The organism is Ruegeria sp. CDSA141, assembly GCF_059612005.1.
On record NZ_JBXWPT010000004.1, the window covers coordinates 191,248 to 204,923 of the forward strand.

Sequence of the window (13,676 nt, forward strand, 5' to 3'; positions counted from 1 at the left end):
ATGTTTCCCAAACCCATCGAAAAACAACCCCGTGCGGCACAGATCACGTATCAAGCCATGCTTCCATTGGCCCTTCTGTTGTGGCTGGGTCCCCTACTGGCGGTTGCCCTTTTCTCGGTGAAACCGGCTGCTGACTTCACCAACGCGAACTACTGGGGAATGCCGTCCAGCTTTGAGGGCGCGTTCAACTATGGACAGGTCTTCTTTAATTCGGACATGCCGCGATACCTGCTGAATTCATTCATGATCACTGTCCCGACAGTGATCGGAGCGGTGGCACTCAGCTGCATGACCGGCTTTGCGCTTGGCATCTACAAGTTCAAGTCAAACCTCTGGATCTTTTTCATGTTCGTGGCCGGAAACTTCGTGCCCTTCCAGATCCTGATGGTGCCGGTTCGGGATCTGACCCTGCAACTTGGGCTTTACAATACAAAGACCGGGCTGGTGCTGTTCCATATCGCCTTCCAAACCGGGTTCTGCACTCTGTTCATGCGCAACTTCATCCGCGCCCTGCCCTTCGAGCTGATCGAGGCCGCCCGGGTCGAGGGCATCAGCGAATGGCGCATCTTCTGGTACGTCGTCCTACCCCTGATGAAGCCTGCGATTGCCGCGCTCAGCGTATTGATCTTCACGTTCATCTGGAATGACTATTTCTGGGCTGTCGTCCTGACACAGGGCGCAGAAAGTCAGCCTGTGACCGCAGGCATCACCAGTTTCAATGCGCAATACCGAGCGGCTTATCAATTGATGAGCGCAGGATCCATCGTTGCGGCTCTGCCACCGGTGGCCATGTTCTTCCTGATGCAGAAACACTTCATTGCGGGCTTGACCCTCGGAGCTGTGAAATGACCAAAATTACCTTTATCGGTGCCGGGTCCACAATTTTCATGCAGAACATCGTTGGGGATGCTCTGTTGACCCCGGCGCTGGCCGACAGTCACTTTGCGCTTATGGATATCGATCCCGAACGCCTGGCGGAAAGCGAAGCAGTTGCGCGTTCCATGATCCGCTCGGTCGGGGCCGGGGCGACCGTCTCGACCCATACCGACCGCCGCGCGGCGCTGGACGGGGCCGACTTCGTCATCACCGCGTTTCAGGTCGGGGGATATAAGCCCTGCACAATCACCGATTTCGAGATCCCCAAGCAGTATGGCTTGCGTCAAACCATCGCTGATACGCTGGGCGTCGGAGGGATCATGCGAGGTTTGCGCACGGTTCCGGTGCTTTGGGATGTCGCAGGGGACATGATGCAACTCTGTCCGAACGCGACGTTGTTGCAATACGTAAATCCGATGGCCATCAACACCTGGGCACTGGCCGCACGCTTCCCGACCCTGAAACATGTGGGCCTTTGCCACTCGGTTCAAAATACGGTCGAGGAATTGGCCCATGATCTGGATCTGCCAAAAGATGAGTTTCGCTACAAAGTCGCGGGCGTCAATCACGTCGCTTTCTTTCTGAAACTGGAACATCAGGGCCGCGACCTGTATCCGGCACTGCGACAGGGTTATCACACGGGGAAATTCCCCAAGGCGCCGCTGCTGATGCCGCGCTGCCCTAACAAAGTGCGGTATGAGGTGATGGATCACCTGGGTTATTTCTGCACCGAAAGCTCGGAACACCTGGCCGAATACGTGCCGTGGTTCATCAAGGACGGGCGCGAGGATTTGATCCAAGAATTCTCGATCCCGCTGGACGAATACCCCACCCGCTGCGTCGAGCAGGTCGAGACGTGGAAGGAACAGGCCAAGACCCTGACCGACGGGCGCAATATCGATGTCACGCGCAGCCACGAATTCGCCGCGGACCTGATGAACGCGATCGTTACGAACACGCCTTACATGGCCTATGGCAACCTGCCCAATACCGGCCAGATTCCGCAATTGCCCTTGGGAGCAGCGGTCGAAACCCCCTGTCTGGTTGACAGCAACGGTGTGCAGCCTTCTGTCGTCACCGACATCCCGCCGCAGTTGATTGCCCTGATGCGCACGCAGATCAACGTGCAGGAACTGACTGTTCGGGCCCTGACCGAACAAAACCCCGAACACATCTATCACGCTGCCATGATGGACCCGCATACCGCCGCCGAGCTGGATTTGCGGCAAATCCGCAACCTTGTCACGGATCTGCTGACGACCCATACCGAATGGCTGCCGGGTTGGTGCCGCCCCGCCCGCGCAGCCTGATCTACATATTTCTCAAAAACCAAACCCAACTCTGCCAAGAAAAGCTCCTATAAAATGAAAGAACGCCGCTCACAGCATTGGTACGGAAAACTCGACAAGGATGGCTTTATTCATCGGTCGTGGATGAAGAACCAGGGCTTTCCCGATCACGCGTTCGACGGGCGCCCGATCATCGGCATCTGCAACACCTGGTCCGAGCTGACGCCCTGCAACTCGGGCCTGCGCGATCTGGCCGAAGGCGTGAAGCGCGGTGTGTGGGAGGCCGGGGGCTTCCCGGTGGAATTCCCTGTCATGTCGCTGGGCGAAACCCAGATGAAACCCACCGCCATGCTGTTTCGCAATCTGCTGGCCATGGATGTCGAGGAATCGATCCGCGCCTATGGCATCGACGGCGTGGTGCTGCTGGGCGGCTGCGACAAGACCACGCCGGGTCAGTTGATGGGAGCGGCCTCGGTCGATCTGCCTTCAATCGTTGTAAGTTCAGGCCCGATGTTGAACGGTAAATATCGCGGACAGGATATCGGCTCCGGCACTGATGTCTGGAAATTCTCTGAGGCGGTGCGGGCTGGCGAAATGACCCTGCAGGACTTCATGAGCGCCGAATCCGGCATGTCGCGCAGCGCGGGCGTGTGCATGACCATGGGGACTGCCAGCACGATGGCTTCATTGGTCGAGGCGATGGGTATGTCGCTGCCCACCAATGCCACCTTGCCCGCTGTCGACGCCCGTCGAATGGCACTGGCGCATCTGACCGGCAAGCGGATCGTCGAGATGGTGGATGAAGACCTCAAACCATCGGACATCCTGACAAAGGAAGCTTTCGAGAACGCCATCCTAGCCAACGCCGCCGTTGGCGGATCGACCAACGCTGTGGTTCACCTGCTGGCACTGGCCGGTCGCGTGGGCGTGAATTTAGCCTTGAAGGACTTCGAAATCGGGTCCGAGATTCCACTTCTGGTCAACTGCATGCCTTCCGGCAAATACCTGATGGAAGACTTCTGCTATGCAGGCGGCGTGCCTGTTGTGCTGAACGAACTCAAACCCTTTCTGCGCTCGGCAAAAACAGTGCTAAACAAGGACATCTCGGCTCATTACGAAGGTGTCGAGTGTTTCAATACGGATGTCATCCGTCCCTTCAACGACCCTGTGAAACCCGCCGCAGGTTTGCGCGTTCTGCGCGGCAACCTTGCGCCGAATGGGGCAATCGTCAAGCCTTCGGCGGCCACTGACGCGCTTCTCGAGACCGAGGGCGAGGCCTTCGTTTTCGGCAACATCGAAGACCTGAAGGCCAATATCGACCGTGAAGACCTGCCGGTCACGCCCGAGAGCATTCTGGTGCTCAAGGGTTGTGGCCCCAAGGGATATCCGGGCATGCCCGAGGTCGGCAACATGCCGATCCCGGCGAAATTGGTGAAAGAGGGTGTGCGAGACATGATCCGCATCTCGGACGCCCGCATGTCGGGAACAGCATATGGCACCGTCATTTTGCATGTCAGCCCCGAAGCGCAGGCGGGTGGCACGCTGGCGCTGGTCAAAACCGGAGACCGTATCCGTGTTTCAGCCAGCAGCGGCGAACTGGAACTGCTTGTGGACGAGAACGAACTGAACGCCCGCCGCGCTGCGTGGCAGCCGGATGATCCGCACTACACTCGCGGCTATGCAAAACTTTACATCGACCACGTGTTGCAAGCAGATCAGGGGGCGGATCTGGATTTCCTTGTTGGCAAAGACACCCGCCTCGTGACCAGAGAGAGCCACTGATGACCCAACCAACTACATTCCACGATCTGAACGGGGCCTCCGTCTATATCACCGGCGGCGGCTCGGGCGTTGGTGCGGCGCTGACAGATGGATTCATGGCACAGGGGGCCAATGTGGCCTTCATTGGTCGGTCGGATGCAAGCGGGTTTGTCGAAGAGATGCGCGACAAGCACGGCCGCGCGCCGCTGTTCCTGCAAGGCGACATGACCGACACCGAACTACTGCACGCGACGATGGCCAAAGCTGCCGAGGCTCATGGCCCTTTGAACGTCTTGGTGAACAATGCTGCCAACGACCAACGTCATACGCTTGAGGAAACCACGACGGAATTCTGGGACTGGATGATCGAGGTGAACCTGAAAGCCTATTATTTCGCGTGTCAGGAAGCCGCCCGGCAAATGAAAGATGGCGGGGCAATCATCAATTTCAGCTCGATCAGTTACATGATGGGCAATGCTGGTTATCCGATCTACACGACCTCGAATGCCGGGATTACGGGGATGACACGGTCATTGGCACGTGAACTGGGGCCGAGAAAAATCCGGGTAAATGCTCTGGCCCCCGGTTGGGTTCTGACGGAAAAACAGTTGGACAAATGGGCCACACCCGAGGATCTGGCGGCACATTTGGACCGGCAATGTCTGAAAGAGCACCTGAAGCCCGAGGATATGATAGCACCAACACTTTTTCTGGCGTCCAGGGCCAGCCATGCGATGACCGGGCAATGTATGGCTGTTGATGGTGGCGTTGTGGTTTCGGGGTGATGTTATGAATACTGAGTGGATCGCCGTCGACTGGGGAACATCTCACTTACGGGCCTGGGCCATGCAGGGTGCGACCGCGCTGGACCATGCGCAATCTGACAAGGGGATGGCGCATGTCGGACCCGACGGGTTTCAAGCCGCCTTACTGGATTTGATCGAAAACTGGTTGCCCGGCGCGCCGGTGGATGTGGTCGCCTGCGGAATGGTCGGCGCACGCCAAGGCTGGGTGGAAGCACCTTATTCGACCGTGCCGTCGGACCCCTTGCCGGATGTCCCGATCCGCGTTCCCGGATCAGACCCGCGTATCCGGGCCTTTGTCATATCCGGCCTGAAACAGACAACCCCGCCGGATGTGATGCGGGGTGAGGAAACCCAAATTGCTGGATTTCTGGGCGCGCGTCAGAATTGGGACGGCGTCATCTGCCTGCCCGGAACCCACACGAAATGGGTTCAGGTAAGCGCTGGCGAGGTTGTAAGCTTTCGTACTTTCATGACGGGTGAGTTGTTCGACCTGCTGTGTGGTCAGTCCGTACTACGACACTCTGTAGGTCCGGGCTGGGACGAAAACGCCTTCGCCGACGCAGTTGCAGATACGTTGTCAAAGCCCGAACAATTGGCTGCCCGTCTTTTTAGCCTGAGAGCCGCGGACTTGTTGCAAGGTCAGGCCAAAGCCACCGCGCGCGCGCGCCTTTCAGGATTGTTGATCGGGGCCGAACTGGCCGCGACACGTCCGTATTGGCTGGGGCAACAGCTGGCCATTATCGGAGCGGAAGGCGTGTCGCGGACATATGCAACAGCCCTGCAACGGCAAGGCGCATTTGTAGAAACTGCAAACGCTACCAAGGCGACACTGGCCGGGCTTGCGTTGGCCCGAAACATGACAAGGCAAACCGCATGAGCCGTCCCATCATCGCCATATTGCGCGGGTTAAAGCCGCAAGAAGCCAAAGCCGTTGGCCGCACCATTATTGATGCCGGCATCGACCGGATCGAAGTGCCACTCAATTCTCCGGACCCGCTCGACAGTATCGGCACTTTGGTTGATGCGTTTGGAAACCAGGCCCTGATCGGCGCGGGCACTGTTTTGAAAGTCGATCAGGTGGACGCTGTGTCGGCTTCTGGTGGTAAATTGATCGTATCGCCCAACTATGATGCAGAGGTTATCAAGCGATCAGTCGCGTTGGGCCTGCAAAGCTGGCCGGGGGTTTACACCCCAACCGAAGCTTTCGCGGCCCTCAAGGCCGGGGCCACCGGGTTGAAGCTGTTCCCGGGGGTGATGGCTGGTCCGGCGGGTTTGGCAGCGTTACGCCCGGTTTTGCCCACAAGCTCGCTTGTTTTTGCCGTTGGCGGTGCCGGACCCGACAATTTCGGGCAATGGATCAAAGCGGGCGCAGATGGCTTTGGGATAGGCTCTGCACTTTACAAACCCGGTATGGATGTCGCCGAAATCGCAGAGCGCGCCCGGCATATCGTAACGGCCTTTGATGAGGCCGCCGGATGAGCACCATCTTTGACGACCGCCCCTGCGAGTTGGGCGAAGGCCCGTTGTGGCATCCTGAAAGGCGTCAGCTTTTCTGGTTCGATATCATCGGCAAACGTCTGATGACCCGCGAGCGGGGTACGCCAAAAAGCTGGAGCTTCGATGAACACGTCTCGGCTGCGGGCTGGGTGGACCGCGATACACTTCTAATGGCTTCTGAAACCGGTCTTTGGCGTTTTGATTTGCTATCCGGTAAGCGGAATTTGATTGTGTCTCTGGAAGCTGACAACCCCGTCACCCGTTCGAATGATGGCCGCGCTGACCCTTGGGGCGGGTTTTGGATCGGGACAATGGGCAAGCAGGCGGAACCCGGGGCTGGATCAATCTATCGGTTCTGGAAAGGTGAGTTGAGACCATTGGTTCCGGATGTAACAATCTCCAATGCGATCTGTTTTGCCCCCGATTGTTCGGTGGCCTATTTCTGCGACACCGCAACGAAACAAGTCAGGCGCTGGCGTCTGAACGCCGAAACCGGGTGGCCGGAAGACGACAGCGCAGTTTTTCTGGATTTGCGCAAAGAAGGTCTGAACCCGGATGGTGCGGTCATTGATGCCCAGGGGAATATCTGGATCGCACAATGGGGCGCCAGCCGGATCGCGGCGTACACAGCCAACGGCACATTTCTGAAGGCCGTTGCATATGACGCATTACATACGTCATGCCCCGCCTTCGGGGGCGATGAACTAAATACGCTTTTCTGCACAACGGCCCGTCAGGGGTTGAGCGCGGAAGCAATAGAAAACCAACCGACCAACGGCATGACATTTGCCGCGCGAAATGCAGGTCAGGGCCAGGCAGAACACAAGGTCATCTTATGAAGCCGGAACTGGGTGTTTGTTACTATCCTGAGCATTGGCCAGAGGCGATGTGGGCCGACGATGCCGCGAAAATGGTCGAAACAGGCCTGACTTGGGTGCGCATTGGCGAGTTCGCGTGGAGTCGCATCGAGCCGCAGTCCGGCGTTTTACAATTCGATTGGCTGGATCGCGCGATTGAGACTCTCGGTGCAGCCGGATTGAAGGTCGTGCTGGGCACGCCAACAGCAACGCCGCCGCGCTGGATGTTGGACAAACACCCGGACATGCTGGCCGCCGATGAAAACGGCAACCCGCGCAAGTTCGGATCCCGGCGGCATTACTGCTTTAGCCATCAAGGCTATATCGCCGAATGTACCCGCATCGCCCGGATATTGGGTGAACGGTACGGTAAGAACCCGCATGTGGTCGCCTGGCAGATTGACAACGAATATGGGTGTCACGACACCACTCTCAGCTACAGCGCAGCTGCCCAACAGGCGTTTCGCCATTGGCTGGCCGAACGGTACGACAGCGTTGAAACGCTGAACCGGGCGTGGGGCAATGTGTTCTGGTCGATGGAATATCGCACCTTCAACGAATTCGACCTGCCCAATCAAACCGTGACCGAGCCGAACCCGGCTCATGTGCTTGCATTCCGGCGCTTCAGTTCGGATCAGGTCGCAGCATTCAACAGGGCTCAGGTGGATACGCTGCGACCGTTGACCGATGCGCCGCTTTTGCACAATTACATGGGACGTGTTCTGGACTTCGACCATTTCAAGGTCGGCGCGGATCTGGATATCGCCACCTGGGACAGTTATCCGATCGGTTTTCTATCGGACCGGCTGGAAGCCGACGAAGCGCACAAGACCGCCTATTTGCAACAGGGCGATCCGGACATGCAGGCGTTTCATCATGATCTTTACCGTGTCATAGGGCGTGGCCGTTGGTGGGTGATGGAACAACAACCCGGTCCGGTGAATTGGGCCCCGTACAACCCGGCACCTCTTCCTGGAATGGTACGCCTGTGGACGCTTGAGGCTGTGGCTCATGGCGCTGAGGTGGTAAGCTATTTCCGCTGGCGACAAGCCCCGTTTGCACAAGAGCAGATGCATGCCGGCTTGCTGACATCGAACAATCACCCTGCACCCGCACTGGCAGAGGCCCGCCAGACCGCAGACAATCTGAAAAAGCTGGGTGCGGTGCAACAGGTACAGGCCAAGGTGGCAATTCTATTCGATTATGCTTCGGATTGGGCGTGGTCGACGCAACCGCAAGGCGCGGGTTTTGATTATTTTCGATTGGTTTATTCAGCATATCGTGCGCTGCGTCGTGCCGGTTTGTCTGTCGACTTTGTTTCGGCGAACGACATTTCCGCTCGATACAGTCTGATCCTTGCTCCCGGTTTGGCTAGAATAGAACCTGAGTTGGAACAACGCCTGGCAAACAGGTGCGATCTTGCGGTTCTGGGGCCACGCAGTGGTGCGATCACCCGTGATTTTCAAATTCCTGACAACGGTCGACCCGGTCTGAGCATGATAAATTGCAACGTCGATCTGGTAGAAACTCTGCCACCTGCAATTCACCGTAAGGTTCGTGGAGGAGGCGCGGCGCGGCATTGGATCGACCGGCTATCAGGAGAAGCTGAAGATCTGCTGAGATTCGAAGACGGAACATCTGCGCTCAAGGCCGGAGATGGAATGTGGTACTTGGCAGGTTTCCCGGATGAAGACCTTTGGGACCGTGTGATAGCCATGGCTGCGGAAGAAGCCGATTTGACATTGCGCACGATGCCGCAAGGCCTGCGATTGCGTGAGACGGCCAATCATGACTTCCTGATCAACTACAACGCAGGACCGGTGGATTGGAACGGACACAACGTCGAAGGCTGTGACGTCAAAACCCTTAAACGCAACCCGCCCGAACAGACCTGAAGTCAGTCCGGGCGGATGCCAAGGCCATGAACCTGTACAGCTATTCGTCGCTTTGCAGGCTGTTGGGGTCAAACACCCCTCCGAAACCACTGTTACCAGTTGGAGCGGTTTCAGTTTCAGAAGCACCATCTTCGCCTTCGTTTTCATCACCACCCAGAGAATTTGGGGCGAACACATTGCCAAAGCCGCTGTTATTGGATGGTTTTGGCGCGGTTTGTCCGCCACCCTGTTCGGCCTCTTGAGCTTCTTGCTGCTTGCGACGTTCCTCACGCTGTTTGCGCAACTCCTGGATCCGCTGTTCCGCTTCCAACTGCTTTTGCTCACGGATATCGGCGATACACTGCGCAGGATTATAGGTCGCCGCCGTTCCAACCACGGTGATCGTTGCGACGGCAAAAACGACCAGTAGAACAGCAGCCATGTTACCAGCAAAGAAGCTGGGCAGTTTGATCTTACCTGCAAGCTCTTCCACCGTTGCGTTCTTGCGGGCTGCTGCCACAAGTTCCTGACGTTTCAGCTTGGCTTCGTTCATGAGTGCAAAGAAAACCGTCAGCGCTACGATGATGAAGGCCAGCGCCGAGATCGCGGGCGTGATTCCATAACGGACCTTTTGAGCCAGTTCGATCGTCAATGTCGGGTATTCACCGAAGGTAAAGGTGGTGGTGTTGTAGTTCTCAAACGATGCGAGGAACGCCAACACTGCCGCTGATGCAATCGCCGGACGCATGAACGGCAGCAGGATCTTGCGGAAAGCCTGTGCGTGGCTGGCACCAAGGTCAAGCGCCGCTTCAGTCAGCGCCATGTCGTAGCGCTGCAAACGCGCCACCAACACCAGCATGCAGTAGCTGGCGATAAAGGTGGATTGGCCGATCACCGTCAGGAAGATGCCATTTGAAAGGAAGCTGTCTGCCCCCAATCCCAACATCCTGTTGATCCGGTCCCAGAACACCAGCGTCGAGATACCCAGAACCACGCCGGGGATCAGGATCGGTGCGATGATGATCGTGTAGTAAGTCGCGCGCAGTTTTGGCCAGATCTGGGTCAGCAACAGTGCGCCTGCCAGGCCCATGGCGACTGACAGGATGACTGTGCCAATACCGATGATCAGCGAGTTCTTAATACCGTTCAGGATCCGCTGATCCTGAAATAGCTCGCCGAACCACTGGAATGTGAGGCATTCCCACGGACTCATCCGAGGGAACCCGGACGAGTTGAACGCAGTGATCGACATGATCACCAATGGACCCAGCAGGTACAGGAAGAAGATCGCCAGATAGACCCAGATGCTTATACGGAGGAAGGAATTGTTCATTTCCCGATATCCCCCATGTTCACTTTGAACAGGCGCATAACGGCCAGCACGAACAGGATACAAGTGACCAGTAGGACGATCGCGTACGCGGCCCCTTGTGGCCAGTCGTTGTTGTCATTGAATTGCTGATAAATCAGCTGTGTGAACCACAAGCTGGACGGACCGCCCAGAATCTGCGGTGCAGCCAATGCACCGGCAGACAACATGAAAACCATGGTACAACCCGAGCTGATACCAGGCTTGGCGTAGGGAATGACCACACGCCAGTGTATTCGCCACCACGGCGCACCCAGATCGCGTGCCGCTTCGATCTGGTTTTTGTCCAGACTTTCAATGACGTTGTACATCGGGAAGATCATCAGCAGGATGTAGGCATACCCAAGACCTGCATAGAGCGCGATGTCATTGCGGATGAAATCAAACGGCACATCCCAGATACCCAATCCCATGAACAGCGTGTTCAGCACCCCGGTCTCACCGAAGATTATGCGCAACGCAAAGGCCCGCAGAATCTCGTTAATCCAATAGGGAATGATCAGCATGATCGCGAAGATGCGGATATGGCTGCCTTCGGATTGACCCAAATAGTAGGCAATCGGGTAGCAGATGATCAGGTTAAAGATTGTCACACAAACAGCGGCCACAAGGGTTCGGAAGAACACCCTCAGGTCGACTGTGTTATAGTCCTGACTGCCGCCCTCCGGGCCATAGATCAAGTATTTGTAGTTCTCCAGAGTATAGACGTCCTTAGGGCCGCCAATCTCTGGCGGCGGAAGGTTCGGACGGAACGAGAAATCCAGCATCGACAGCTGCGGCAGGATGATCAGGCCGATGGTCCAGAACAGAACCAGGCCCAGGATTGCCAAGCCCATACCGGTTCCGTTGCGGTTGAAGAATTCCTTCAGAAGATGGGGCATGAGTTTATCCCCTTATTCTGCGGCCAGTTCACCGGCAGGAACAACGACGGCATTGTGCGTTTCGTATTCCAGCGTGATGTTCTGCCCGGTGTGATCGTCGAAAGATTGCCCGTGGTTGGGGATCGAGACCTTGATTTCCTTGCCGCCTTCACCCTCGGTAAAGATATTGAATGCGTTTCCTTCGAACTCTTCATGGTTAACCCGGGCAGTTACAAAATGATCTCCCGTTGCCCCTTCAGGAGCAATGGCGAAGGCTTCGGGTCGGATGAACATCATCGCGTCGTCGCCTTCTTTCATCTTGCCCTGATTGGCAGTTGAGATCCGTGCCACCAGATCACCCGAGCGGTTGGTCGAGATCAAAGCTTCGGTGCCCATCACCTGTTTGACTTTTCCTCGGAACACATTGTTTTCGCCAACAAAAGAGGCAGCAAAAGCCGTGTTGGGATCGTTATAGATCGTTTTTCCGTCGGCAATCTGGTCAATCACGCCGGCGCGCATGACGGCGATATTGTCTGACATCGTCAGCGCTTCGCCTTGATCGTGCGTGATGTAGATAAAGGTAATACCGACCCGTTGCTGAATCTCACGGAGTTCGGTCCGCATGTGCTGGCGCAGTTTCAGGTCAAGCGCCGAAAGAGGTTCATCCAGCAACAGCACGTCCGGTTCCGCGCACAGAGCGCGAGCGATCGCCACACGCTGACGCTGACCGCCCGACAATTCGCTTGGCAGCTTGTCTCCCTGCCCCGGCAACGCAATCATGTCCAGAAGCTCATCGGCACGCCTGCGGCGCTCGGCAGCACTGGCCCCTTTGATTTCCATGGAAAACGTAATGTTTTCCCAGACTTTCATCAGCGGGAACAAAGCGAGATTCTGAAAGATCAGCGCTGTCGGACGCTTGTTGGGCCCGATACCGCGCATATTGTTGCCGCCAATCAGAACATTGCCTTCGCTCGGTTCAAGAAAGCCCGAAACAGCCCTTAGTATGGTTGTTTTACCGCAGCCGGATGGCCCGAGGAACGAAAAGAAATCGCCTCCGTTGATGTTGACGTTTGCATCGCGCACGGCGACGAAGTCACCGAAACGGATCCACAGGTTTTCCAGATCGACTCCGACCCCTGCACTCATTTTTGGTTTCTCCCTGAAGTGCGTGTTTTCACCACACCATATTAGTGTCCGTCACGCCGGGACGGCGCGCAGAAGGGGCCCCCCGCCAAAAGCGGAGGGCGAAGATTCGGAACGCTTAAGCGCTCTTGAATTTGTTGACGAACTCGGTCCGGGTTTCGGCGTACCAAGGCGCTTCGGCCGGCCACGGATTGAGGTTGGCCAGCGAGTCGCCCGGATAGGCTTCGGCAAAGTTCTTCTTGTAGGTGTCGCCGGAATATTGGTCAGCACCCAGCACCGGCGAGTTGTAGCCGTGGCTGTCAATGGCAACACCGGCAGGCTTGGCCTGATAGGCGAAGTCGATGAAGGCGTAAACCTGGTCGATATTCGCAGCACCAGTCGGCATAGATAAACCATCCACCCAAGCCATCGCACCTTCGACAGGTGCCTGATAATGCACTGGCTCGCCTGCGGACTTCAGTGCAAGTGGCGGGCCGTCCCAAGTTTGACCTACAATAACGCCTTCATTCAACAGGCCGTTTTTCTGTGTATCGGCGTCGTTCCAGATAAGCTTGATGCGATCCTTGCGGGCGACGCACCAGTCGGTGATCTGGCCCCAAACCTTGCGCATGGTGTCTTCATCACCGTACGCGGCCCAGACCGAACCCGGCTCCATCTCGCCAGCGCGTTCCATGTAAAGACCTGCACCCAGCATCATCGAATGCGCGCGGCCCATGGTTTTGCCAGCGTTCGCTTCCGACCACACATCGCCATACGACGGAGCGTCACCTTCCGGCAGCCACAAGTCAGTACGATATGCGATGCCTTCTGTACCCCAGATATGCGGCAGCCAGTGCGCACCGGAACCACCAAAGTCCCAAGCGTCGGTGCCAATCTTGGCCATGGCAGGGTTCACCAGATCGATCGGAACCTTGTTCATGTCAAAAGGCTGCAACAGCTCCAACGGCTCCCACTGAAGCGAGCGGTTGTTGGTCGGTGAAACAATATCAAAGCCCTGACCTTTGGTGGCCTTCATCTTGTTGATGATTTCTTCATTCGAGCCAATACCGGTGTAGTTCACTTTGATTCCCGTAAGGGTCTCAAACTCTTCGATGAAGCTGGGCGGTAGATAATCCGACCACATTAGAATGTTGATTTCGCCCGACGAAGCCAGAGCGCTCTTGCTGTACAGGGGTGCCGCAAGTGCCGCGGCGCCCGCGCTTTTCAGCACAGAGCGTCTCGAAAGAGTCGAATGTTTAGTCATAAGTGTTCTCCCGTTGTTGGATTAGTTCGTTATTGTTTTTTATTCATAGGACTTTCTGTGCCCGTTCGTCAGTCCAAAAGTGACAGTTTGCGGAATTCTTA

Annotated in this window: 12 protein-coding genes; 8 read left to right on the forward strand and 4 right to left on the reverse strand. The window is 56.6% G+C overall.

Features of this window, described 5'->3' with window-relative positions; translation table 11 throughout:
* Genes AC2FLP_RS08830 through AC2FLP_RS08865 form a run of 8 tightly spaced genes read left to right on the forward strand, consistent with a single transcriptional unit; the run spans position 1 to position 8,981 of the window.
* Positions 1-849, forward strand: coding sequence for a carbohydrate ABC transporter permease (locus AC2FLP_RS08830; RefSeq protein WP_117873233.1), 849 nt, complete (start codon positions 1-3; stop codon positions 847-849).
* On the forward strand, positions 846-2,186 hold the full coding sequence (locus tag AC2FLP_RS08835; RefSeq protein WP_496682920.1) for an alpha-glucosidase/alpha-galactosidase: 1,341 nt from the start codon (positions 846-848) through the stop codon (positions 2,184-2,186). Before AC2FLP_RS08830 ends, AC2FLP_RS08835 begins: the two co-directional genes overlap by 4 nt.
* Positions 2,187-2,240: 54 nt before the next feature.
* Positions 2,241-3,947: an IlvD/Edd family dehydratase gene (locus tag AC2FLP_RS08840; protein WP_299898106.1), complete on the forward strand. Its 1,707-nt coding sequence runs from the start codon at positions 2,241-2,243 to the stop codon at positions 3,945-3,947.
* A complete protein-coding gene (locus AC2FLP_RS08845) occupies positions 3,947-4,711 on the forward strand; it encodes an SDR family NAD(P)-dependent oxidoreductase (RefSeq protein ID WP_117873227.1) in 765 nt (254 codons plus the stop codon). The genes AC2FLP_RS08840 and AC2FLP_RS08845 overlap by 1 nt, the downstream gene beginning before the upstream one ends.
* Positions 4,712-4,715: 4 nt before the next feature.
* Positions 4,716-5,609, forward strand: coding sequence for a 2-dehydro-3-deoxygalactonokinase (locus tag AC2FLP_RS08850; RefSeq protein ID WP_496682917.1), 894 nt, complete (start codon positions 4,716-4,718; stop codon positions 5,607-5,609).
* A complete protein-coding gene (locus AC2FLP_RS08855; protein WP_496682914.1) occupies positions 5,606-6,211 on the forward strand; it encodes a 2-dehydro-3-deoxy-6-phosphogalactonate aldolase in 606 nt (201 codons plus the stop codon). Before AC2FLP_RS08850 ends, AC2FLP_RS08855 begins: the two co-directional genes overlap by 4 nt.
* Positions 6,208-7,068, forward strand: a complete 861-nt coding sequence (locus AC2FLP_RS08860; protein ID WP_496682911.1) for an SMP-30/gluconolactonase/LRE family protein — start codon at positions 6,208-6,210, stop codon at positions 7,066-7,068. The genes AC2FLP_RS08855 and AC2FLP_RS08860 overlap by 4 nt, the downstream gene beginning before the upstream one ends.
* A complete protein-coding gene (locus tag AC2FLP_RS08865; RefSeq protein WP_496682908.1) occupies positions 7,065-8,981 on the forward strand; it encodes a beta-galactosidase in 1,917 nt (638 codons plus the stop codon). The genes AC2FLP_RS08860 and AC2FLP_RS08865 overlap by 4 nt, the downstream gene beginning before the upstream one ends.
* Before the next feature lie 40 nt (positions 8,982-9,021).
* Here the strand turns inward: AC2FLP_RS08865 and AC2FLP_RS08870 are convergent, their stop codons facing one another.
* The 4 genes from AC2FLP_RS08870 to AC2FLP_RS08885 form a co-directional block, all read right to left on the reverse strand.
* Positions 9,022-10,293, reverse strand: coding sequence for an ABC transporter permease (locus AC2FLP_RS08870; RefSeq protein WP_117873219.1), 1,272 nt, complete (start codon positions 10,291-10,293; stop codon positions 9,022-9,024).
* Entirely contained in the window at positions 10,290-11,210 is a 921-nt protein-coding gene (locus AC2FLP_RS08875) for an ABC transporter permease (RefSeq protein ID WP_496682904.1), read from the reverse strand. Before AC2FLP_RS08875 ends, AC2FLP_RS08870 begins: the two co-directional genes overlap by 4 nt.
* Before the next feature lie 12 nt (positions 11,211-11,222).
* The gene (locus AC2FLP_RS08880) at positions 11,223-12,335 is read right to left on the reverse strand and encodes an ABC transporter ATP-binding protein (protein ID WP_117873215.1); all 1,113 of its coding nucleotides are present in this window, start codon (positions 12,333-12,335) and stop codon (positions 11,223-11,225) included.
* A 115-nt stretch (positions 12,336-12,450) separates the two neighbouring features.
* Positions 12,451-13,575: an extracellular solute-binding protein gene (locus AC2FLP_RS08885; RefSeq protein WP_496682900.1), complete on the reverse strand. Its 1,125-nt coding sequence runs from the start codon at positions 13,573-13,575 to the stop codon at positions 12,451-12,453.
* Between the last annotated feature and the right edge of the window lie 101 nt (positions 13,576-13,676).